Source organism: Paenibacillus sanguinis 2301083 = DSM 16941, assembly GCF_000374825.1.
Classification (GTDB): Bacteria; Bacillota; Bacilli; order Paenibacillales; family Paenibacillaceae; genus Fontibacillus; species Fontibacillus sanguinis.
The window spans coordinates 93,963-116,963 of record NZ_KB895378.1 but is presented as its reverse complement, the minus strand read 5'-3'; the positions used below and the strand labels follow the sequence as shown (position 1 = coordinate 116,963).

21 protein-coding genes and 1 riboswitch are annotated in these 23,001 nt (G+C 50.4%); of the genes, 12 read left to right on the top strand and 9 right to left on the bottom strand.

All coding sequences use genetic code 11. From position 1 onward, the window contains the following. Nucleotides 1-58: 58 nt before the first annotated feature. From C557_RS0106645 to C557_RS0106635, 3 genes are read left to right on the top strand one after another with little or no spacing between them, the layout of a single operon-like run. Nucleotides 59-832, top strand: coding sequence for an amino acid ABC transporter substrate-binding protein (locus C557_RS0106645; protein WP_026263334.1), 774 nt, complete (start codon nucleotides 59-61; stop codon nucleotides 830-832). Between the two features lie 10 nt (nucleotides 833-842). Continuing rightward, on the top strand, nucleotides 843-1,502 hold the full coding sequence (locus C557_RS0106640; protein ID WP_018751058.1) for an amino acid ABC transporter permease: 660 nt from the start codon (nucleotides 843-845) through the stop codon (nucleotides 1,500-1,502). Between the two features lie 24 nt (nucleotides 1,503-1,526). Then, the gene (locus C557_RS0106635; protein ID WP_018751057.1) at nucleotides 1,527-2,270 is read left to right on the top strand and encodes an amino acid ABC transporter ATP-binding protein; all 744 of its coding nucleotides are present in this window, start codon (nucleotides 1,527-1,529) and stop codon (nucleotides 2,268-2,270) included. Between the two features lie 146 nt (nucleotides 2,271-2,416). On the opposite strand, the gene C557_RS0106630 is transcribed toward C557_RS0106635, so the two are convergent. After that, entirely contained in the window at nucleotides 2,417-4,225 is a 1,809-nt protein-coding gene (locus C557_RS0106630) for a stalk domain-containing protein (protein ID WP_018751056.1), read from the bottom strand. 145 nt (nucleotides 4,226-4,370) lie between these two features. On the opposite strand from C557_RS0106630, the gene C557_RS0106625 reads away from it, so the two are divergent. Further along, complete coding sequence (locus C557_RS0106625; RefSeq protein WP_018751055.1) at nucleotides 4,371-5,528, top strand: SGNH/GDSL hydrolase family protein; 1,158 nt, start codon at nucleotides 4,371-4,373, stop codon at nucleotides 5,526-5,528. Between the two features lie 153 nt (nucleotides 5,529-5,681). Further along, nucleotides 5,682-5,781, top strand: a riboswitch (purine riboswitch). Between the two features lie 101 nt (nucleotides 5,782-5,882). Further along, nucleotides 5,883-6,875, top strand: coding sequence for an EamA family transporter (locus C557_RS0106620; protein WP_018751054.1), 993 nt, complete (start codon nucleotides 5,883-5,885; stop codon nucleotides 6,873-6,875). Nucleotides 6,876-6,903: 28 nt separating this feature from the next. On the opposite strand, the gene C557_RS0106615 is transcribed toward C557_RS0106620, so the two are convergent. Together C557_RS0106615 and C557_RS23080 are read right to left on the bottom strand one after the other, a co-directional pair. Further along, entirely contained in the window at nucleotides 6,904-8,550 is a 1,647-nt protein-coding gene (locus C557_RS0106615) for a response regulator transcription factor (RefSeq protein ID WP_018751053.1), read from the bottom strand. Nucleotides 8,551-8,556: 6 nt separating this feature from the next. Next, on the bottom strand, nucleotides 8,557-10,386 hold the full coding sequence (locus tag C557_RS23080; protein WP_018751052.1) for a cache domain-containing sensor histidine kinase: 1,830 nt from the start codon (nucleotides 10,384-10,386) through the stop codon (nucleotides 8,557-8,559). 128 nt (nucleotides 10,387-10,514) lie between these two features. On the opposite strand from C557_RS23080, the gene C557_RS0106605 reads away from it, so the two are divergent. The 4 genes from C557_RS0106605 to C557_RS0106590 all read left to right on the top strand — a co-directional run bounded on the left by C557_RS0106605 (nucleotide 10,515) and on the right by C557_RS0106590 (nucleotide 15,699). Further along, nucleotides 10,515-11,396: a carbohydrate ABC transporter permease gene (locus C557_RS0106605; protein WP_018751051.1), complete on the top strand. Its 882-nt coding sequence runs from the start codon at nucleotides 10,515-10,517 to the stop codon at nucleotides 11,394-11,396. Next, nucleotides 11,396-12,223 (top strand): carbohydrate ABC transporter permease, encoded by an 828-nt coding sequence (locus C557_RS0106600; RefSeq protein WP_018751050.1) that lies wholly within the window; start codon nucleotides 11,396-11,398, stop codon nucleotides 12,221-12,223. The genes C557_RS0106605 and C557_RS0106600 overlap by 1 nt, the downstream gene beginning before the upstream one ends. A gap of 54 nt (nucleotides 12,224-12,277) precedes the next feature. Continuing rightward, complete coding sequence (locus C557_RS0106595) at nucleotides 12,278-13,579, top strand: ABC transporter substrate-binding protein (RefSeq protein ID WP_018751049.1); 1,302 nt, start codon at nucleotides 12,278-12,280, stop codon at nucleotides 13,577-13,579. A 113-nt stretch (nucleotides 13,580-13,692) separates the two neighbouring features. Then, nucleotides 13,693-15,699, top strand: a complete 2,007-nt coding sequence (locus C557_RS0106590; protein ID WP_018751048.1) for a beta-galactosidase — start codon at nucleotides 13,693-13,695, stop codon at nucleotides 15,697-15,699. 46 nt (nucleotides 15,700-15,745) lie between these two features. Here C557_RS0106590 and C557_RS0106585 read toward each other — a convergent pair whose 3' ends face one another. Together C557_RS0106585 and C557_RS0106580 are read right to left on the bottom strand one after the other, a co-directional pair. Further along, nucleotides 15,746-16,264, bottom strand: a complete 519-nt coding sequence (locus C557_RS0106585; RefSeq protein WP_018751047.1) for a methyltransferase family protein — start codon at nucleotides 16,262-16,264, stop codon at nucleotides 15,746-15,748. A 110-nt stretch (nucleotides 16,265-16,374) separates the two neighbouring features. Beyond that, nucleotides 16,375-17,109, bottom strand: a complete 735-nt coding sequence (locus C557_RS0106580; protein ID WP_018751046.1) for an HAD family hydrolase — start codon at nucleotides 17,107-17,109, stop codon at nucleotides 16,375-16,377. Nucleotides 17,110-17,492: 383 nt separating this feature from the next. Here C557_RS0106580 and C557_RS25150 point away from each other — a divergent pair, with 383 nt between their 5' ends. Continuing rightward, nucleotides 17,493-17,660: a hypothetical protein gene (locus tag C557_RS25150; protein ID WP_018751045.1), complete on the top strand. Its 168-nt coding sequence runs from the start codon at nucleotides 17,493-17,495 to the stop codon at nucleotides 17,658-17,660. A 76-nt stretch (nucleotides 17,661-17,736) separates the two neighbouring features. Here the strand turns inward: C557_RS25150 and C557_RS0106570 are convergent, their stop codons facing one another. The 3 genes from C557_RS0106570 to C557_RS0106560 all read right to left on the bottom strand — a co-directional run bounded on the left by C557_RS0106570 (nucleotide 17,737) and on the right by C557_RS0106560 (nucleotide 20,357). Next, the gene (locus C557_RS0106570) at nucleotides 17,737-18,660 is read right to left on the bottom strand and encodes an AEC family transporter (protein ID WP_018751044.1); all 924 of its coding nucleotides are present in this window, start codon (nucleotides 18,658-18,660) and stop codon (nucleotides 17,737-17,739) included. A 411-nt stretch (nucleotides 18,661-19,071) separates the two neighbouring features. Further along, on the bottom strand, nucleotides 19,072-19,557 hold the full coding sequence (locus C557_RS0106565; protein WP_276202653.1) for a threonine/serine exporter family protein: 486 nt from the start codon (nucleotides 19,555-19,557) through the stop codon (nucleotides 19,072-19,074). 41 nt (nucleotides 19,558-19,598) lie between these two features. Then, a complete protein-coding gene (locus C557_RS0106560) occupies nucleotides 19,599-20,357 on the bottom strand; it encodes a threonine/serine exporter family protein (protein WP_018751042.1) in 759 nt (252 codons plus the stop codon). A gap of 131 nt (nucleotides 20,358-20,488) precedes the next feature. Here C557_RS0106560 and C557_RS0106555 point away from each other — a divergent pair, with 131 nt between their 5' ends. Further along, nucleotides 20,489-21,562 (top strand): GGDEF domain-containing protein, encoded by a 1,074-nt coding sequence (locus tag C557_RS0106555; RefSeq protein WP_018751041.1) that lies wholly within the window; start codon nucleotides 20,489-20,491, stop codon nucleotides 21,560-21,562. Nucleotides 21,563-21,579: 17 nt separating this feature from the next. Here the strand turns inward: C557_RS0106555 and C557_RS0106550 are convergent, their stop codons facing one another. After that, nucleotides 21,580-21,771 (bottom strand): hypothetical protein, encoded by a 192-nt coding sequence (locus tag C557_RS0106550; protein ID WP_018751040.1) that lies wholly within the window; start codon nucleotides 21,769-21,771, stop codon nucleotides 21,580-21,582. 217 nt (nucleotides 21,772-21,988) lie between these two features. On the opposite strand from C557_RS0106550, the gene C557_RS0106545 reads away from it, so the two are divergent. Continuing rightward, complete coding sequence (locus C557_RS0106545; RefSeq protein WP_018751039.1) at nucleotides 21,989-22,993, top strand: LacI family DNA-binding transcriptional regulator; 1,005 nt, start codon at nucleotides 21,989-21,991, stop codon at nucleotides 22,991-22,993. Nucleotides 22,994-23,001 lie beyond the last annotated feature (8 nt).

Genomic DNA, 23,001 nt, shown 5'->3' with positions numbered 1-23,001 from the left:
AGCTTCGTCCTGGGAAGACGATTTTTTGAACAACCTCTATAAGGGAGAGAACATGATGATGGGTAGAAAAATTGTAGTATTAAGCTTGATCTTGGGACTGATGTTAACCGTGTTAGCGGGGTGTGGCGGCTCTGCCAAAAATGACAATAAGCTGGTTATCGGCATTGATGATAAATTTGCGCCGATGGGCTTCCGTGATGAGAAAAATGAAATTGTAGGCTTCGATATCGACTACGCCAAGGCAGCGGGCGAGAAGATGGGGGCAGAAGTCATTTTTCAGCCTATTGATTGGAAGGCCAAAGAATCCGAGCTGAACAGCGGGCGGATCGATCTGATCTGGAATGGCTACACGATTACAGAGGAGCGCAAGGGGAAGGTTCTCTTCACCAAGCCGTATTTGAAGAACAGTCAAGTGGTTGTTACCTTGGCTGACTCGGACATCCATACACTGGCTGATCTGGCTGGCAAAGCAGTGGGGCTACAATCCTTGTCTTCCGCAGCGGATGCTTTGAACGCCGCACCGGTTAAGGATCAAATCAAATCGGTGTCGGAGTTCCCGGACAATGTGCTTGCTCTTAGCGACCTGAAGACGAAGCGGCTTGATGCAGTCGTTATTGATGAGGTCGTGGCCAGATACTATATGTCCAAGGAAGAAGGCACCTTCCAGCTATTGGAGGAATCGCTGGCTCCCGAAGAATATGGCATCGGTGTGAAGAAGGGCAATGAGGAGCTGCTGAACCGGTTGCAGCAAGCGTTGGATGAACTGAATGCGGACGGTACGGCAGCTCAAATCTCACAGCAATGGTTCGGCGAAGATAAAGTGCTGAAATAGGAGAACACAGATGAGCCTGGAATATATGATTAGTATTGCAGGGCCGATGCTGGAGGGTGCACGAACTACGATTTTACTGTTTGCGCTGGCGATAGCTACCTCGATCCCGCTTGGCTTTGCCCTCACCTTTATGGTTCGCAGCCGGATCAAGCTGGTTGCCTGGCTGGGGAGCGGATATATTTATGTCATGCGCGGAACCCCGTTGCTGCTGCAAATGTTGTTTGTCTGCTTTGGCTTGCCGGTGCTTCCGGTTATTGGGGAATATCTGGTCATGGATCGCTTTGTTGCCGCATGCCTGGCATTTACCCTGAATTATGCTGCTTATTTTGCCGAAATCTTCCGCGGAGGATTGCTTGCCATTGATAAGGGGCAGCATGAGGCCGCCAAAGTGCTGGGGCTTACCCGCTGGCAAACGACGACCCGGATCGTGCTGCCGCAGATGCTGCGAATTGCTTTACCGGCCATTTCCAACGAGTCGATTACCTTGGTGAAAGATACGGCTCTGCTGTATGCGGTCGCCGTGCCGGAATTGCTGCATTTCGCCCAAACGGCGGTTAACCGTGACTTTACAGTCATGCCGCTGGTCTTGGCCGGTGTTATCTATTTGCTGATGACGCTGGTGCTGACCATATTATTTAAGGCGCTGGAGCGAAAGTATAAATTTGAGTAACGTTAGAGGACTGGAAGGATGAATATGGGGATTGTGGAGCTTGCCAATGTCAAAAAGAGGTTTGGAGCTTTGGAGGTGCTGCATGACGTATCCTTCAGTGTGGATGCCAGCGAAGTTATCGCCGTAATTGGCCCTTCAGGATCGGGGAAAAGCACTATGCTGCGCAGTCTTGCCCACCTGGAAGAGGTGGACGCCGGCAGCATCCGCATTGGGGAGGACTATCTGGTTAAGGAAGGTCAGTATGCGAGGCCGGCTGCAATCAAGCAAATGACGGCGCGAATGGGGATGGTGTTCCAGCATTTCAATCTGTTCCCGCATCTTTCGGTACGAGCTAATCTGGAGCTGGCGCCCAGGCTTGTGAAGGGCTTGCCTCCCGTCGATATTCGTGACAAAGCTTCGGAGCTGCTCCAGAAGGTAGGCTTGCTGGACAAGGCCGACGTTTATCCATCCCGGTTGTCCGGAGGGCAAAAGCAACGGGTAGCCATTGCGCGGGCATTGATGATGAATCCGGAAATTCTGCTGTTCGATGAGCCAACCTCGGCATTGGACCCTGAGCTTACGGGTGAAGTGCTGCAGGTGATGAAGCGGTTGGCCGAGGAACGGATGACGATGATTGTAGTAACGCACGAGATGGGCTTTGCCCGCGAAGTGGCGGATCGTGTTCTGTTTATGGCTGATGGAGCATTTATTGAGTCCGGTAAGCCGGAGGAATTGTTTGAGCATCCGCAGCATGAACGAACTCGCTCTTTTCTGCAACGGGTATTATAAGCAGTGGGGAAAGCCAATCACTGGCTGAGGAAGAAAGCAAGGCAGGCGGTTGCCGCAAGACTTTCAGAAGCAACAAGAAAACAGCGGCAAGGCCAAGGGTGGTAAAATCCAGCCTCGGCGCTTGCCGCCGTTTTGTCATGTCTGCGTTACTTAACCGAATACACGCCTTCCTCATACCTTAATGTGTAGACGATGCCTGCATCACTTAGTACAGCTTGCCCGATGGTATCCTTCACGAGATGCTGCTTGCTGCCGTCTGCTCCAAGCTTGTAAATACCGGGGGCGTAGCCCTCAGCGATATAGTAAATGCCCGTCTCTCCGATGTAAAGGCCAAGATCGGAATCGCTGGTCTCTGGCAATCTGGCCAGTTTGGTCGCTTGCCCTCTGACCGGATTATAGCGATACAGCTCTGTGCCCTGGTTCCCCTTCAGGGTGTAATAGAAGAGGTTGTTGTGTACCTTCAATACATTAATCTGATCTGGTGTGATACGTTCAGGTTGGCTTCCGTCCAAGCCAGCACGCATCAGTGCTCCGGTATTTCCATCCAGATAATAAACCTGCTCCTGAACGATCCAGAACCGCTGCGTGTTCGCGATGATCTGCTCATGCTTGCGTTCGGTCAAGCTGATACGGTATAAGGCAGTGGTGTCGTCGGGCTCACTATCCTTTAACCCGAGGGCATACAGCGAGCCATTCTTCAAGATTAACGAGGTATCTCCTGTGTAGCCGACACCTCCGTGTTCATATGAATGACGTATGATGCCGTATGCATAGCCGGGTTCTCCAAGCACGACCGACTTGCCTGAATTGGCATCAATCCGATATAAGTTATTTGCTGGATCGCCCATCATCTGAAAATCGGTATAGTACAGATTAGTCCGGTCTTTGACAAACCCAATCATGCTCTTCATCGATCCCATTTGTTTCAGTGAGCCGTTCTTCACTTGGTAAAGGGTATCGCCGCCCATAGTCGAGTCTCCTTGATGGAGATTGACATATAGCTCGCCATCCAGTATCTGCACATCGGACAGCCAACCCCAGCCCGGCGAGATATCCCAGCTTCCCAGCGAAACGATTTTGCGTGGCTTAAGGGTGGAGAAATTGTAAGCGTAAAGGGAGACTTCATCGTTCACCTTAGATAAGTAATAAAAATCGTCTCCAGTGATCTTGGCCGAATAAAATAAAGGTTGTCCGGGGACCTCAACACGAACATTTTTGTTGTTGGAGGTCTGACGGAATAATTGATCTTCGACGGCATTCCCATTATTGCGGTAAAAGGTCTTCATGAAATAGTTAGTATTGTTAACCCGGGTTAGCGGTGTTGCTACCTTATCATAAGCAATCGGCTGGCGGGGATCCGTTAATTGCTTCTTGATCGCAGCTTGAACGGCTTGCGTTTGCGGATGCTTCACATCAATTGTTTCATCGCCAATGAGAATCAGCCCGTTCAGCCAAGTGATCTGTTTGCCGAGCGCAACTCCGGCATCACGCAGAGGCAGCATGACTCTCCCATTGATCATTTGAGCGGGAACGTCAAGGGCAACCGACTCCCCATTCACCTGCATGCTCTTGTTATTGAGCTTGAACTTGACGGTCTTCTTCTGTGTGGGATTGCTGAGAGTGATGTCGCCCGGATTCTTGGCATCCCAGATGACATTCCACATTCCCTCATCAGGGCCTGTGCTTTGCTCGGCCAGATAGCCCATCAGACGTATGGGAACGAGCACGCGCCCATTTTTTTGTACGACTTGATAATCCCCGCTGATTTCTCTTTTTTCTCCCCGGACAAAGGCCTTGCCCTTATAGTCAGATGGGATGATCGACAATGTATTAAAGGCTTGCTGCAAAGATTGGCTGCTGGTCTTGGTTACGTCCTTTTGCTCGGCGGCATCAGCCCCCACGGTTCCGAGACTTAAGCAAGCTGCCAAACATAACGACATCCATTTGCTGTTCATAAAAATCTCCCTTCCAGAAGTGTGTTACCACCATACATCATTTAAACGCAATTTACTTGTCAAAAGTTGCTATCACTTATGGAGAAGGATGATGTAAAATCGAAAATACAAGGCAGTTTTAGATGGCGGGATGGAGGAATAGCGGATGATGAAGAATTATGCTTCGGCCACCGTCGTATCCACGGCGTGTAATTATATAATGGTACGTGAGGAGGGCTTCACCCATACTTATCGAACATTTTTAAAATTACGGGAAAACGGGCCGCTTGAGCTGCGGTTCTGGCATAGCAATGCGGTCGATTCCACCTGGGATACGGGTACAGTGGCCAAGGGCGGTCTGCTTGGCGGCAACTGGCGTATTGAGGCGGCTTATATCGCTGATGGCGGAGCTGTGGCGGATGGTTCGGTTATGAACGGCTCACAGGTTCAGGTTGCCTTTGACGGAAACGCTATCAGGGAGGTGACGCCGGGCGAGCAATTCTGGAGTGATCCCGTATCGATCGATCTGCCGGAGGGGCATCTGCTGGCCTTTACCTGGACGATCACGGCACCGAAAGGGACAAGCGTGCCTTACAATACAGAGCAAATGCTCGTCAGCGCTTATGATGCTCCCGGCAATCAGGCCGGGATGGCAGGCGCCGATGAGTTTAAGGCTTCCGCCAACCTGCTTGTGCTGCCAGCATTTATCGGATATGTGAAGCCGGTGCGACAACGGCTGATTTTTCTCGGTGATTCCATCACCCAGGGGGTCAGGACGCGTCAGGACGGCTATGAGTATTGGGTGGCCCGAATCGCCGAGGGATTAGGAGCCGACTACGGGGTGTGGAATCTGGGCTCCGGCTGGGCGCGGGCTTATGATGCCGCGGGAGATGCCGCCTGGCTGGGCAAGGTGAAGCTGGGGCAGGTTCCGGGCTCCGGTACTCAGGTTGTATTGGCGCTTGGAGTCAATGACATCGATATCGGGGCGCGGACGGCGGAGGAACTGTTGGCTGACTTGACGTCGATCATTTCTGCATTGCGGAGTCATGACCCTTCCGCGGAGATCATTCTATTTACCGTGCCCCCGTTTAATTTCAAAGATGAGCGGGAGCAGCATTGGCGTAAAGTCAACGAGATACTTCGCAACTCCGCACTTCCGGGAGTAGACCACGTGTTTGACATGGCGGCTTTGCTGTCCAGGCCGGAGCCGGAGGCCCACCTGGAACGTCGGGAATTCATGAGCTCTGCGGATGATCCGCATCCGAATGGAGTTGCAGGTCAGGTCGTTAGTGATGCTTTCCTCGCTTGGTGCAAGAAGGGTTAAAGCAAATAGCACGCAAAGCTGGAGTTTTTCAGCTCCAGCTTTGCGGCGAATCGGAATTGATAGGTGCCCCGAGAAATGTCTATGAGCGTCCACTTTGACATTTTTATGGGGGGACATTTTTATGGGGTTGACGCATCCTGCGGAATAACGGATAATAACATGCAGTGTTCAATTCGTATAACTCCGCCAGTCACGGGGCGGGGGTCTCTACAGGAAGCCGAACTTCCTTGCTACGAATATCAGATCGCAGTTCAAGCAACTGGACGGTCTATATTCCGGCAAGGGAGTTTTTTTGCGTTGGTGAACCTGCGATGAGCACGATAATTTATGCACAGAAGGAGATTGTCATACGTAATGAGACATAAATGGCTTGTATTTCTAGGCGCTGTCAGCTATGGAGTGTTGTCTACTATCGTGAACAAGGCCTACGGTCAGGGATATTCGCTCGGCGAGGTGGTTGGCAGTCAACTGCTGACAGGCTTTGTGTTGATCTGGCTGCTGGCTCTTTTTGTTAAACTGGGTGAGCGACGCAGGGAGCAGAAAGGCAGGGCTTCGGCTGTTCCCGGCTCTGGCGTCATGAAGCTGAGTTGGAAGCAACGCTTGATTTTGCTCGCTGCGGGTGCGCCCACGGCGATTACGGGGCTGCTCTATTATCAATCCTTGCATTATATCCAGAATTCACTGGCCATCGTGCTGTTGTTCCAGTTCACCTGGATGGGGGTGTTGCTGCAAACGATAGTCCAGAGGAAACGCCCGCATAAAATTGTCATGTTCACCTTGCTCATCCTGTTTGTAGGCACTTTACTGGCCGCCGGCGTATTTGAACGGAGCAGCGGTGGTTACGATTGGCGTGGCATCGTATTTGGCCTGTTGGCGGCCGTCAGCTATACTTTGTTCGTGCTGCTGAGCGGAAAAGCGATACCTTCTGCTCATCCGGTATATCGCAGCGGATGGATGATTACCGGCGGCATGCTGCTGGTATTTCTACTGTTTCCGCCAACCTTCCTGTTCGATGGAACGCTGCTTCAAGGCTTGCTGCCCTACGGATTTTTCCTTGGCCTGCTGGGAGCCTTTCTTCCCCCCTTGCTGTTTGCCATCGGGGTACCGTCGACAGGCGAAGGGATGGCTGCAATTCTTGGTGCTTCCGAGCTGCCGGTAGCGGTGCTGCTGTCCAGTGTCGTACTTCATGAGCATGTCAGCGGCATTCAATGGTTTGGCGTCCTGCTGGTATTGCTGGGCGTCGCGCTGCCTGAGCTGTATAAGCAGCGGCGGGAGGGGCCACGGCAAAGCAACCCGGATTCTGTTGATGGTTCGGGCCAAAATTCGGATGCCCAAGTGACAAGCTGACGTATTCATTCAAATAGGAGGGTTGAGCTTATTTTCCGCGAAAATCCCGCGGTGACTCGCCCGTCAGCTTCTTGAATACCTTGCTGAAATATTTGACGTCGCGGAAGCCAACCATCTCGCCGATTTCATGCAGCTTCAAATTCGGATTGGCCAACAGCAGCTTGGCCTTGTCAATCCGATATTGACTCAGATAGTCGGAGAAATTAATGCCGAATTCCTGCTTGAACTTCCGGGATACGTATTCCCGGCTTACATAGAACTGTGCTGCGATGTCCTGCAGGGATAAGTCAGCTTGATAATGCTGCTCCACATATTGCACGATATCAGCCATAGTGTGCTTCTCCTTGGCTGGCTGCCGGGAAAGCAGCATTGCTGTTTGTTGGATAATCTTTAATGACCATTCCCGCCATACATAACGGGAGAAGGTGTAGCTATCAGGATTGGGCATCGTAGTGACTGCACCTGCTGGTGCAGAAGCACCTGATTCTTCAGGAAGCTCCTCCTTGAGCATGGCCTCTGCCTGCTCGCCAAAGGTCTCCTGCATAAGCCTGGTCTGAAACGACAAAATATCGTTTCTCCAAATCCCCAGCAGCTCGGGAGTGACCTTGCCGCTGCGGCAAAGTTCATCGATCCATCGCTCGGCTGCAGCCGTCATTTGCACGGGATCGGAGCTCATTACAGCGAGCTTCCAGTCCTCTTGTACTTTGGCGAAGCTTACGATCGGCTTGCCGGATGCCATAGTGGATGCTCCCGTGGTATTCAAATGAATGAAGCGATCGGGCTCAAGCAAATTACGACGGCGCAGTACCGTCAATGCCTCACTATATTGCTGGGGAAGGCTGGAGGGCAGAGGTCCTGTCTGGCCTAACCCGAAGTGCAGCCGCCGCTGCAAGGTGCGGTGCAGCCCCTGATTGATCTGCTCGGCTTGCTCGAAGGCCTGCTCGGTCCGTTCCCAGATGAGCAGGAGAATCTCCAAGGGTGCCCCCCAATGCCTGAACGCAATGCCGGACCGGCCGGGTAGCAGGAATTCATTGCAAATATTAATGAGAGCGAAATGCAGCAACTCGCTATTATGCCCGAAGCGCTGCTGAAGAATGGTATCCCCGGCATCAATCTGGCAGAGCAGCAGGCGGGCAGATGTTGCGGATGGAGGAATAACCCCTTCCTCCCGCAAGCGGCGCAAGGAGGCCTCGGCCGAACCGGGATCATCAATCAGGGAGGAGAGCAGCTTCTCCCCATATACAGGCTTGAATTCATTGAGTCGAATGCTCTGGTACTGCATATCCAGACGCTCCTGCTCCTCCTCGCGCCATTGGTTTATCGCTTTGGCTACCGCAGCATTGATGGCTGCGGGATCGATTGGCTTGAGGATATAATCGACCCCTCCATGCCTTACGGTGCTGCGCACAAATTCAAAATCGTCATGTCCGCTGACCACGATAAATTTCACGTTCCTGGCATGCTCGCGCACCCAGGTCATCAGTTCAAGCCCATGACCCGATCCCATCATCATATCCATAATGATAAGCTGTGGCTGGGCTGCCTTAATTAGGTCAATGGCTTCATTGCCCCCGCCTGCTTCCTCAACATCGCTTATACCGTGGCTTTCCCAATCGACCAGCAAGCGCACAGCCTTGCGAACTCGTACCTCATCATCGACAATTAAAGCTCTCATGCTCTCTCACTCTCCATCTCTATCGTACGGTGCGGCTTCTACCGCAGGTATTCTCAGTATAATTTGAACGCCGCCCGCCTCAGGCGGGCTGATCGCCAAGGAAGCCTCTTCTCCATAGACTAGGCGCAAGCGTGTTAACACATTGACCAGGCCGATGGAAGATGGCGGATCGGTCTTCCTGGTCTGTGGGTCGATGGAAGTTTCCTTATCGGGGTACTCTGCTGCTTCCTTCAGCTTGCTCTGCAACAGCGCAAGCTTCTCGGGCGGGATAGGTGCTCCATTATTATAAGCAATAATGGTCACGTAGCCCTCCTCGCCAAGGAATGCCCGCAAGCCAACGAGGCCATCCTTCTGGGAGCGATCAATGCCATGCTTGAAATAGTTCTCCATAATCGGCTGGAGAATCAGCTTGGGCATGCGCAGAGCCAGCAGTTCCTGGGGAATATCCGCTGTGAAGGAGAATCGTCCCTCGAAGCGTTCCTTCTGCAGCTCCATGTAAGCTTTGACATGATCTAGCTCGTCCTTCAAAGTCACGAATCGGTCGCTATTGTGCATGCTGTAGTGCATCATTTTCGCCAGTGCCGAGATCAAGGTGTATATTTGCGGGACTTTTAACTCCAGAGCAAGTGTACCGATGATCTGCAAGGTGTTGTTTAGAAAGTGCGGGTTGATTTGGGCCTGCAAGGCCCGAAGCTGATTGTTCTTACTGGACAATTCCAGTTTGTATTCTTTTAGAATGAAATTGTTGATCGTGTCCAGCATCGTCCTGAAGCGCTTGGTGAGCAGACCGATCTCGTCTTTCCCGGCAGGCAACACATCCACATTGAGGTTGCCCGTTTGCTGCACCTCGTTCATATGGCTGGATAGGCGTTTGATCGGGGCCGTGATTCTCAAAGAAATAATGATCGTGGCCAGAATGATTAGAATAAGCGACACGGCCAGCAGTAACAGGTTGATACCTGCTGTTTTAATGGCGGTCTGGGTCAGGTAAGCTACGGGGACTTGCTTGACCAGTGTCCAGTCAGCTCCCACGCCTGAAATCTGGTGGTAGACGAATACACTGCCTTCTGTTTCAAAATTTCCGCTTGGTTCACTTGCTCCAGCGATTTGCCGGGTGTACCATGGCTCTTCAAGTTTGTTCCCGATCTTGCTCTGTTCATCGCTATAAATGATGTAACCGTTATCATCTAAAATATAAATTTTTTCCCGGCTTTGCTCATACAACTGATCGACAATGTCGCTCAAAGCAGACAATTTAACATCGATCGACAAGTAGCCAATAATACTGGTGGAAGGTACTTTTTCAATCTTGCGATGCACGGTAAACACCGGCTCGGGCGGGTATCGCCAGGATAAGGAGACCAGCCCGTAAGTATGGCTCATATGGCTGGGCTGTATCCATACGCTTTTTTGCCCCTCGCCAATAACATCGGCATAGGGGTCCACGTTGAAGTTGCGCTGGGGTGTATTTTGCGATACAATCGTAGCCTTTCGGCTGCTATGCTCGTAAAGGTAAATTTGGAAGATGTCTGGCACGGATGTAGAAATATTGGATAACACGGCATATACCCGTGAATTGCTTTGGACATCTTCATAGCCCCCTTGCACCAGATTTGAAATGTTGTAAATATTCGATGAGGTACGGTTGATATCATCCAGCAGGTTAATCAGATTACGTCCCCCCTGATACAGAAGGTTGACATCTTCTGCTGCAACGCGAGCCTTCAATGAATGCGCTGTGTAGTAATAGGTAACGACCATCGTTGCAACAATGGGGATGGTTGTGGCCAGAAGCATAAAGACAATCAGTTTGGTTCGGATGCTGTTCCATTTCATAAGTATTCCAATTCTCCCGATCAATAAATTCCACCTGAGTGTTCACATTTGTAGGTGTGTTTAGTTGCTGCCCCAAGTCATAATAACAATACAACAGTTATTCGCTAGAAAGAAAGGGGGGCTGCGCCATGAATAACAAAAGAGCGTCAGAATGGGGACTTCAGTTATTTTTCGTAGGACCTGTGCTCTTGTTCTTTATCATCATCATGGTAGTTCCATTCTTACTTGGTATGTATTACGCAATGACCGATTGGAATGGCGTGGCAAGTACAGTAAATTGGGTAGGCTGGGATAACTTTAAAATTATATTTACAAACGATCCTGATTTCTGGTCTTCTTTTTGGTTTACTACCAAATTCACCGTAGTAGGCATCGTGCTTACGAATATCGTTGGTTTCTTCCTTGCTTATTTTTTGACCAAAAGGTTGAAGCTTCGGAACATTATGCGTACGATATTCTTTATGCCTAATGTCATCGGCGGCCTGTTGCTGGGATTCATCTGGCAGTTTATTTTTATCAAGGGTTTTAACACGGTGTATGAGTTGACTGGATGGTCCTTTTTCGGTCTACCATGGCTCGGGGATGAGACAACCGGGTTTTGGGGAATTATGATTGTGTTTGTGTGGCATACAGCCGGATATTTAATGGTCATTTATATCTCTTCCTTAACCAATGTTCCTTCCGAGGTTATGGAGGCCGCAGAGATTGATGGTGCAAGCCGCTGGCAAATGCTGCGCAGCATCATTATACCGTTGATTATGCCTGCGGTGACGATCTGCTTGTTCTTGGCTATCTCCTGGGCGTTCAAGATGTTTGACCTTAACCTTTCGTTAACGAAGGGCGGACCATTTAAATCTACGGAATCCGTGGCTATGAACATTTATAATGAAGCGTTCCAAAATAACCGTTATGGTTTGGGAACGGCCAAGGCGATTCTGTTCTTCATCATTGTGGCGATCATCACGATGTTCCAGGTTCGTCTGACGAAGAGCAAGGAGGTCGAAGCGTAATGAAGAAATATAACGGCAGACTTTTGACGACAGAAATTATTATGGGCATTGTTGCCTTGGTCTTCCTTTCGCCTTTCTACTTCCTGTTTGTCAATTCGGTCAAGCCCTTCGGGGAGATCATGTCTGATTCGGCGAGCTGGCCCAAGGTGATTCAATGGGAAAACTATGCAAGGGCCTGGGAGCTTACCCGCTTCCCGGAAGCCTTCACTAACTCTCTGATCATTACTGTAATCAGTGTAGGCGTATTAGCACTAATCAGTGCGATGGGTGCGTATCGCATGGTACGCTCCAACACCTTGTTCAACCGTATTTTGTTCATGCTGTTCATCGCATCGATGGTTATTCCTTTCCAGACAATCATGATGCCCTTGTTACGAGTAGTTAATGAACTGGGAGTTAACAACTCGCACTTTGGGCTAATTATGACTTATCTTGGTTTGGGAGCACCGATGGCCGTCTTCCTTTTCCATGGATTTGTTAAATCGATCCCGCGGGAAATCGAGGAAGCTGCCACCGTTGACGGTTGTACGGGAATCAGTGTATTCTTCCGCATTGTGCTTCCGATGTTGAAGCCGATGCTGATGACAACTATTGTGCTCAACTGCTTGTGGGTGTGGAATGATTATCTGTTGCCTTCATTGATCTTGCAGCGTCCGGAAATGCGGACGATACCGCTAGCTACATTTTCATTCTTCGGACAATACAGCAAGCAATGGGACATTGCACTCCCGGCTCTGGCGTTAGGTATTACACCAGTGGTTATCTTCTTCTTGTTCTTACAGCGTTACATTGTAGAGGGAATCGCAGCGGGATCGGTCAAGGGTTGATCCCCGGCCCGCTGTTTCCAATAAAATGAAAAACAGATTAGGGGGAATTAGAGGATGAAAAAGCCTAAAAATCTTGTCATGGTATCTGTTTTATTAGTCATGTCATTACTTGTTGCAGCTTGTGGCAGCGGAAATTCTGCAAACGGTACCAATAAGGGTGGAGAAAGTCAAGGCAATGGCAGTCAGGAACAAAAGACCGTGACGGTCTTCCAATTTAAAACCGAGATTGTTGAAGGTCTTAATGAATTGAAGGTAGAATTTGAGAAGGAATACCCTAACATCAAGCTGGATATCCAGACTGTAGGCGGGGGAGCCGATTATGATGCAGCCTTGAAAACAAAGTTTGCTTCCGGTGATGCTCCTGATATTTTCTCCAATAATGGATATGCCAAATTGGATATGTGGGAAGAAAAGCTGGAGGATTTGTCTGATCAACCTTGGGTTGGCGATCTCGTGCCGCTGGCGGCTGAAGCGATTACCAAAGGCGACAAAGTCTATGGCTTGCCGCTTGACCTTGAAGGATTTGGCTTCGTTTACAACAAAGACTTGTTTGCCAAGGCAGGGATTACTGACACTCCACAAACCTATTCGGAGCTGGAAGAGGCAGCAAAGAAATTACAAGCCGCAGGAATCACTCCTTTCGCTAATGCTTATCAGGAATGGTGGTTGGTAGGCAGCCAGGGAATCAGTGTTGCTTTTGCTAACCAGGATGATGTTGATGGCTTTATTAAAGGGCTGAATGAAGGAACCTCTTCCATCGTTGGCAACCAGCATTTTGCCGATTGGGCCAAGCTGATGAAGTTAACCCTGGATTATGGCAACAAAAATCCACTTACCACCGACTATAATACTCAGGTGACTATGTTTGCTAATGGAGAAGTGGCCATGATGCAGCAAGGGAACTGGTCGCAATCCATGATTGATGGCATTACACCAGACATGAATATCGGTGTACTTCCTATGGCAATTAATGATGATGTTGAGAAGACGGGCAGAGTGACCATTGGTGTTCCGGTGAACCTGGTCGTCAATAAAGACTCCGATGCCAAGGAAGAAGCGAAAACCTTCCTGAACTGGCTGGTTACTTCGGACGTGGGTAAGGAGTATATTGTGAAGAAATTCAAGTTCATCCCGGCTATGACTACGATTGAAGCTACTCCAGAGGATATGGGACCCATTGCTACTGATTTGGTGAATTATATAGATGAAGGCAAAATTTTTGCTCACCAAGCAGGCAAATATCCCGATGGGGTTGCTCAGGAATTCGGCAGTGCTATTCAGCAATACCTGGCAGGTAAGAGTGATGTAGAGAACTGGCAGAAAAATATGCAAGCTGCTTGGGACAAGTTGAAGTAGAATTATAATGCGACCTCAAAAATTGGGGCTTACAGGAAGTAATACGAGGCAAGCCACCTCTCTCTGCAAAGAAGGGAGAGGTGGCTCTTCCTATTATAAGGGGAATGGATATTATGCGGCCAACTACCAAATCAGATCAAGTTCAAATCGGAGTCGTCTATTACCCGGAGCATTGGGAATCGCAGCTTTGGGAAGAGGATATTCGGCTGATGGAAATTACGGGGGTGAAGGTGGTCCGGCTGGCAGAATTCGCCTGGAGTCGTCTGGAGCCGTCCGAAGGGCAGTTCACTTTCGCGTGGCTGGATCAAGCCATAGATTTGTTTGCGGCGCATCAAATCCAGGTCGTTCTGGGCACACCCACCAATACACCACCACGCTGGCTGACGGAGCTGGCCCCGGATATCCTGCCGATAGATGCCAACGGTAACACCCATCATCCCGGCGTTCGGGGGCATCGGTGCTACACCAGCGAATCACTGCGTTTGTACGGCTCGCGCATGGTGGAGACGATGGCCCGGCGGTACGCGGATCACCCTGCGGTCATTGGCTGGCAGACGGACAATGAGTTCTGGGTCATTGATTGTCATTGCGATACTTGCAGCCTGCGTTTTCGCGAGTGGGTGCAACGCAAGTATGGCTCGCTGGAGGACGTTAACCGGGAATGGGGCACCGTGGTCTGGAGCGGGGAGTACAATGACTGGAGTCAGGTAGGGGTTCCTTATGGCGGCTCCCGACATCAGAATCCCTCGTATCTGCTCGACTTCACCCGCTTCCAGTGGCAGGCCATTACGGAGTTCCAACGCGGGCAGATCGAAATTCTTCGTAAGTATTGCCCAAAGCATTTTGTCACGCATAATCTGCACTCTTACCCACAACGTTTGGACTTGTACCGAATTGGAGCGGATCTGGATGTGGTCTCTTTCGATTACTATCCGAATACAAATCCGGCCAAGCAGGCTACGGCCCCATATAGCGGGGCATTGTCTTTAGATGTGACACGCGGTGTCAAGCGTCGCAAATTCTGGATTATGGAGCAGCTTAGCGGCCCTCCAGGCGCCTGGTTCCCGACATGGCGCGCCCCATATCCTGGATTGATTCGAGCCTATGCCTGGCAAGCGATTGCCAAGGGAGCGGATACGGTGGTGCATTTCCGCTGGCGTTCTGCTCTGGCAGGAGCGGAGCAGTTCTGGCACGGCATTATTGATCACAGCAATGTGTTGGGACGCCGATTTACAGAATTCTCGCAATTGTGCAGCGAGGTGAATACACTGTCTAAGGCACTGGAGGGAACAGAACCACACCATGAGGTGGCTATTTTGTTGTCCCATGAGCAGTTAGAGGCGCTTCGCATTCAACCGCAAGCTGAGGGCCTGGATTATTACGAGAATATCAAGGACTTCCACCGGGCTTTGACGAAACTGGGGATCGGCTGCGATGCACTGGAGTGGACCGAGGATTTACAGGGCTACAAGCTGGTGATTGCGCCGGGCTTGTACTTAATGAATCCTGAGGTCGCCGCCAGGCTGGAAGCCTTTGCCGAGTCAGGAGGTACACTCATCTTGACTACGCGTACCGGGGCCAAGCATATGAATAATCAACATGTAATGATGCCGCTGCCAGGGCTGCTGGCTGCCGCTGCGGGGGTGACTGTGGACGAGTACGATCCTATCGGACAGGATGCGCATCAAATTGTAGATGCCGAAGGGCATACCTATTTGGGAACACAGTGGTGCGATCTATTGAATCTGAAGGGTGCGGAGCCTATAGCCTTCTATGATGAGGATTATTATCGCGGGCTTCCCGCAGTAACGGTCAACCGCTATGGGCAAGGACAGGTCTACTATCTGGGGATTCACCCGGAGGAAGCCTATCTGAAGCGGCTATTGGGTCAGATTGCCGAGATGCGGGGAATTGATTGCCCGGCCACTGACTTGCCCGACGGTGTGCAAGTGGCGGTCAGAAGCGGGGAAGCCGGAAGCTTCTTGTTCGTGCTTAATCTCTGCCGCGAGGCACGTCAGGTGACACTGAATGCGGACTACCGCAGCGTGCTTCATGGGCTGGATCGGGACAGAACCTTGCAGCTTGAGCCTTATGGCGTAGATATTTTGCAATTGCGGTGAAAAAAAGGGGAGCGTTGGCCAGATGCCGATGCTCCCCGTTATTTTTCTAAATGTAACGCCTGACTTTACTCATATAATGCTTGTATTGTTGTCCAAATTTCTGTAGACACCAGCGCTCTTCGGCCAGGATAATCCAATGCCCTGATATTTGAAAGACCATCACGATGACAAATAGTAGAAAGGACTGTGTAAGCAATGCACAGCCTAAAAAGTAAATAAAATAAGCTATATACATCGGGTTGCGGGAGAGCCGGTATAATCCATCAAGATTCATGCCATTTGCCGCCGGTTTGGCAAAATTGACAACAGCTGCAAGACACAGCAAGATACCTAATCCATAGGTTGTCAATCCAGCATATAGCCAAGGTTTTTCAGTCGTAACCTTCAGGAAAAAGGGATAGATCAATATTAGAAGGTTTGAAATCTGGTAACACCAGTAGGCGGCCCTTTCTCCTCCAATCAGCGGAGCGAAGAATGCGGCACGTCTCAGCGCTTGCTTGCCCAACAGGCTTAAAAGTCCAAATCTGATCAGTACAAAAGGAATTAATAAAAGGAATCCGTTCATAGCAATCTCCTTATTGGATACGGACTTATACCTAACTTGCCCATGATATAAATAAATTTATCATGTCAAGTTGAAGAAAGCTATTGCCTCCTTTGGGTGTTGGCTTTGTCTTAATCTCCCAGAAGCAGCCGGGAGAGCTCGGCATAGCTGGCAGCTGGCTCGTGGGGGTGTTGTCCTTCCGACTCGGGCTGAACTCCGCGATGGTTGAACCAAAGCATACGCCATCCCGCTTCACTGGCGCCTACCACATCGTTGCGCCAGGAGTCGCCGATATAACAGCATTGCCCGGCAGGCAAATGGAGCTTGGCGGCAACATGCTCAAACAATCGGGGGTCTGGCTTGGTGAGGCCCACGGCCCCGGATATAAAGATCAGCTCCGCCGGAATCAGGCGGTCGATCCCGAGGATACGGATTTTTTTCCATTGATGCTCTGCCGGACCATTGGTAATCAGACCCACGGTGGCCTCCAATTCCTGAAGCCTGAGGATCAGTTGCTCCGCTCCCTCAAACGGGCGAATGCGGAACTGGCAATCGATATAAGCCTTCTGAATGGCAGCTGCCTGTTCCTGGGTCAAGGTAATATCAAATTCCCCCAAGGTGCGGACAAAGCGTTGTATTCGCATATCCTCGATAACCTTGCTTTCCGTTGGGGTTCCCCCCGCTTCACTGGACAGCAAGTCGCTATAATAGCGCATTCGCTGATAAGCAGCCTTGTACGGGAAGTCTTGCCCGTGAAGCAGCACCTGGTCCATAGCTGTGCGAAAAGGCTCCAGATGATCGTACAACGTATCATCTACATCAAAGAAAATTCCATGATTGCTTAGGCTTGTCTTCTGATCTGGCACTCTTCTGCTCCCTCCTTGTGTCTTAATGCCCAGTATACCTCAAGATGGCTGCGTCGTGATAGCGGCTAGTGAGGCTTACAGGAGACCTGGACGGCTTTTTCTCATATTTAAGGTGGTATAAGGAAAATAACTTTATCGCAATAAAGGTATGTTGAGGATAAGGCAGTATTTTAGAGGATATGTATGTAAGGCAGGTAATGAATTTATGTACTGCCGAAAATTTGCATCATCTTGGGATAGAGCGTTTTTTTCTGGTTTTTCCATAAGCCCCGAGGACTTTTATACTTAAAGTACGTGTTCTGAAAGTCGGGGATACAGCCCCAGGATGACTTTCTGGAACTACTGCTTGTACAGAAGAGAGAATCCAAAGGGAGTGGAAGCTATTGAGTCAAGGTGAAGCGTTGGAACGCCGTAGTGAATTGCTAAAGAGACGAATTGGCCAAATGATTGCGAAGGAAAATCAGCATGGGCTGGGCCATCAGGATAGCCATTTGCTGCAACGATTTATTCGTGAGCTGCATCAAACGGAGCATGAACGCAATAGCAAATAATGTACCTGTGAAATGTGTTAACAACACCCCCCTTCGCCACCAGCGGAGGGGGGTGTTGTAGAATGACCTTGACTAACTAACCTATATATTGGGATAAAGAGATGAGTACGGTCACAGTAATAAGATTAAGAAGGGTTGAGATCAGCACGGTCTGCGAGGCAAAGTCCGGTTCATTATCGTACTCTTCGGCCAGAATGGTGCTGTTAACACCACTTGGCATGCCTGAGGCGATGAACAAGGCTTGTGCGGGGATTCCCTTCAAGCCTAACAGGACAATAAGCAGATAACCGATGACCGGTCCAATCAACAGCCGTAAGGCTACGCTGAGATAAACGTCCAGCCTGTCCAGTCTCAGCGGGTACTTGACGATCTGCGCTCCCAGGGTAAGCAGGGCAATGGCGACCATGGAATCGGCTATATAAGACAGCGGCTTGGACATGAAGTAAGGCAGGGGCCAGTCCAGAACATGCAGCAGCATGCCAAGCACAAGCGCATAGGGAACGGGCATTTTGAGGAAGCCGATCAGGGCGGCCTTTAATGTACCGTCGGATTTGGCCCGCTGAACGCTCATTACGCCATACGTGAACGTGACCAGGCTCTGGAAGGTCATCACAAGTGCCTGAACGGAAGTGGCGAGAGGATCACCCCGGAAGGCTAGCTGGTTAATCGGCATTCCGTAATTGCCGGAGTTATCAAGAATCAGGCTGTTGGCGAATGCCGCTCGCATACCCTTGCCGAATTTAAAGCGTCGGCTAACGAGTTGACTGATGCCCAGCAGCAACAGAACATACAGGATATAGAAGCCGGTTACGCTCCCCAGCAGCTCCGGGGACATTTCCGATTCATACATACTCAGGAAGACTACGGCCGGGGTTACGTAATAGAAATTAATTTTGGCGAGGGTGTACAGGTCCATCCTGAACGCTCGTTGCATGAGAGAACCCAGGCCAATCAGCACAAAAATAGGTAAGACAACTTCAAGGATTATATCGCCAATCATTTCTTGCTGTTCACTTCTTTCTGTAGAGGTAGTTCAAAAAGTCGTCTTTCCATGACGAAGCAGTACAGGGAGTGGATTCGACGTCGAATCTTGAATTCAGCCGGGCCTTCCGTTGCTCACGTAGATCTGTCTACGCTCCGCTACTCAGTCCCTAGCCTCATTCAACCTTCTTGGTCCTGAAAACCCGACTTTTTGAACACATATTAAAAGAGGTAGTTCAAAAAGTCGTCTTTCCATGACGAAGCAGTACAGGGAGTGGGCTCGACGTCGAATCTTGAATTCAGCCGGGCCTTCCGTTGCTCACGTAGATCTGTCTACGCTCCGCTACTCAGTCCCTAGCCTCATTCAACCTTCTTGGTCCTGAAAACCCGACTTTTTGAACACGCACATATATATAAGTTCACCACACTTTTATTGATCCTGGCGGTTCACTTGAATGCGCTGTGGCTTGCGCCGAACCAGGAGTTGTCCCAGCACTTCGGAGAGAACCAGTCCAATGGCAATCGAACCGGAGAGAAGGAAGGCCTGAGCGGCCAATTGAACGGCCAGATTATATTCATTCTCCACAAAGCTCCGCATAGCATCATAAGCAAGGCCGCCGGGAACCAGCGGAATGATACCGGCAACGCTGAAAATGATGACCGGCTCCTTGTACCATCTGGCAAAGTACTGCCCCACTACGCCAACCAGGAAGGTGGCGGTTACGGTTGAGAAGACGGCCTCCATGCCCATACTATGCAGTAACAGATATATCATCCAGCCGATTACACCGGATATCCCGCATTGCAGCAGCGTGCGCTTAGGGGCATTAAACAGGATGGCAAAGGCGGCAGAGGCTATAAAGCTGGCTACGAGATGGATGATCCAGAACATATAGCAATGATCCTCCTTCCGGATAGACTATGGTCAAATGATCCTAGCATGGCACGCGGTTAGCTTCATAGGAGAGTAAAGACGACGGCGATGCCAGCGCCAATGGCAAATGCCGTGAGGAAGGCTTCCGCTCCTCTGGATAAGCCGGATACCAGATGACCAGCCATCAAATCCCGAACAGCATTGGTAATGAGCAAGCCGGGAACGAGAGGCATCACGGAGCCAATGATCACCTTGTCCAGCATATGTCCGAGATGAAGCTCCAACAGGAATGTGGCAAGCAGGCCGATGAGCAGCGATGCTACGAACTCGGCAAAGAACTTAACCTTCACCAGCCGATGCAATAGCAAAAAAGCGGCAAAGCCCAAACCGCCACAAAGGATGCCGGGCAGGAAATCGGCCAGGGAGCCGCGGAACATCAAGGTAAAGCAGCCGCTGGATATAGCGGCTGCTGCAATTTGCATGGACATGGGATAAGCGGGCTTGACCCGTTCAATTTCCAGGAGTGCGGCATAGGCTTCGTCCGCACTCAGTTCTCCGTTGCCGAGCTTGCGGGAGATGTCGTTCACAGCGGATACCTTCTGCAAGTCGGTGGTGCGGGCTATGATACGAATCAGCTTGGCCGATTCCGCTTGCCCTGACTGAAATAAAATTCCTGTTGGCGTTACGTAGCTGTCGGCTCCATGTAGTCCCAACGCATCCGCCATTCGTGTCATCGTATCTTCCACGCGGTAGGTCTCCGCGCCGCTTTGAAGCATGATTTTCCCTGCCAGCAGGCATACTTGTACAGGCTCCTGCACCTGAGGTGCAGCTGCGTCGCTCATCCCGCTCACCCTTTCATCTATGCGATTATACCATGGAAGACGTCATTATAGTATGAGCGAAAATTTATAATTGACGTTGCAATATGGTATGCTAACATTGCTGTCAAACGGACATTAGTGAGGTACTTCAGATGCTGCAGGGCTTATTCAACAATTTCACGGTGATCACGACGTTTATTTACCTGGGTCATATTGTGAGAAGCAAGGTGTTCAGCCACTCGGAGAATACAGTATATACTCGTCTGCTGCTTGGTGCCGTGCTCGGCTTGCTTGGCGTATTGCTTATGTATTATGATTTTCCTCTATCCTCGCAAATAGTTGCAGACTTCCACCAACTCCCCATTCTAATTTCCATTCCTTTGGGAGGTTGGTTGTCGGGAGTGGTTACTACAGTTATTATCGTCCTCTACCAACTGATTTATCTGCAGGGCGTGGCCGCCATTTCTCTCATCGGACCACTTTATGCGTTTATAACGCTGATGTGCGGGCTGATCATCATACGATGGCGGAAGACGATTACGTTCAAGCGTTGGCTGGTGGCTTTGGGATTGTCTGCGTTGAACACGGGGATTTTGCTGAGCGTTCTGCTTGAGCATCGTTCCTGGCGGGATATCGCTTTGTATATATTTTTGTTCCTGATTGCCGGTATCTTCATTCATCTGATGCTAACCCATTTGCGGGAAGCCGAGGATTCGGTGAAAATGATGCAGGAGGCGGCCAACCGCGACTTCTTAACGAGCTTGTTCAATTCAAGGGCGTTTGAAGCCATCATTGAGCAGAAGATGGCAGCGACTAACTGTGATCATATTCCCTTCACCTTGCTAATCGTTGATATCGATTATTTCAAGCAAGTTAATGATACGTATGGGCATCCGGCGGGAGACGCCGTGCTGAGACAATTTGCCGATGTTCTGAGGGAGACCTTCCGCCCGGGAGACCAGATCTCCCGGAAAGGGGGAGAGGAATTTTTCATTCTGGTGGATCGATGCAGTGCGGAACAGATCGCGGCAATTGCCGAGCGGTTGCGCAGTACTGTGGAGCAACACCGATTCATTCTGGAGGATGGACAAGAGTTGCAGTTGACGATTTCAGCGGGGAGCGCCACCTATCCAGACATCGCGGGCGAAGAGCTGGTGACAAAAGCGGATCAAGCTCTGTACCAAGCGAAGAAAGCGGGAAGAAACAGGGTATACCGGGCCGAATAAGGTCCGTTTTTACATTTTTAATCCTTGCGTTGCCGTTCGCTTGGCGATTGTTCGGCATCGGGCAGAGATTTACTGATTCCCTGGACCACTTGGGTATCATGGGGGAGAAGATCATCGTTAGGGATATCGTTCTCAGGGCGATATTCCTTCAACAGCTTATAGCGCTCATATTCAAAATCTGCGGCGGTTTTATCCTCGTATGAATTCATGACAACTCGCTCCTTTTTTCACCTGATATAAATGGAGTGTTCCCGATCATCGGGTCTTTCACTCATAAGAGGTTTCGTTCCCTGGAATAACCCTTAAGTTCCCATTGCTGTCTAAGTCCAAATGGTTGACTTCTCGTAAGCTCGCGGCTACAATTGCCAATGATTAGCAAGAGAACTGGGCTTAAAGCTTGATTAACAAGCCTAGGGAGGTAAAAGGATGATTACGATTTATGATATTGCGCAAAAAACCGGATATTCTGCGGCTACCGTGTCCAAGGTGTTCAATGGCTATTCCGATGTCAGCGAGAAGACTCGCCGCAAAATATTGGATACGGCCGCTGAGCTTGGCTATATCCCGAATGGCCATGCCCGCTCATTAACGACCAAGCGTTCATGGACGATCGGCGTGTTATATATCGAGCCTTCTGGCGCGGGTATTTTGCATCCCTTCTTCGGGGGCGTTATTGAAGGGTTCAAGCAGGTAGCTACCGCCAAAGGGTATGATCTCATGTTCTTGTCCAAGGATATTGGAGGCAGGGAGCATGGCTACCTGGAGCATTGCAAGATTCGCGGCATTGATGGAGTTGTGGTGATCCTGCCGGATGCGACAGATCCTTATTATGAGGAGCTATTGAATGCCAGTCTTCCATGCGTGCTGCTTGATCAGCAATCTATGGTCAAGAGTACGGTGTACTCCGACAATGTGGAGGGCAGCAGGCAGGCTGTGAAATACCTGTATGGCTTGGGTCATCGGCATATTGCTCATCTGGGCGGGGGACCCACCTTTGCGGGGGGACAACGGCTAGCCGGATACATGGAAGCTATGCAGGAGCTTGGCTTGCCTGTGCTTCCGAAGCATATCGTACAAGCCAGCTACGATTATACGGTGGAGAGCGGAGAAGCGGCGATGGAAGAGCTGCTACGGGCCAGGGAGCGCCCCACCGCAGTCGTTGCTGCGGGCGATAATTTGGCTGTTGGCGCCATGAGGGCGATCAAACGGCATGGCCTTCGTGTGCCTGAAGACATCTCGCTGGTCGGCTTCGACGATATTCAAATGGCCCGGTATTTGACACCGGCGCTAACCACGATAAGACAAAATACATATGCACTTGGCAGCAGGGCCGCCGACATGTTAATCTATTCCATAGAAGACGGGGAAACTGTCCAGAGCGACATCATCCCGGTGAAGCTGGTGGTACGCGAGTCATGCTGTGCCATTTAGTCCAGCTT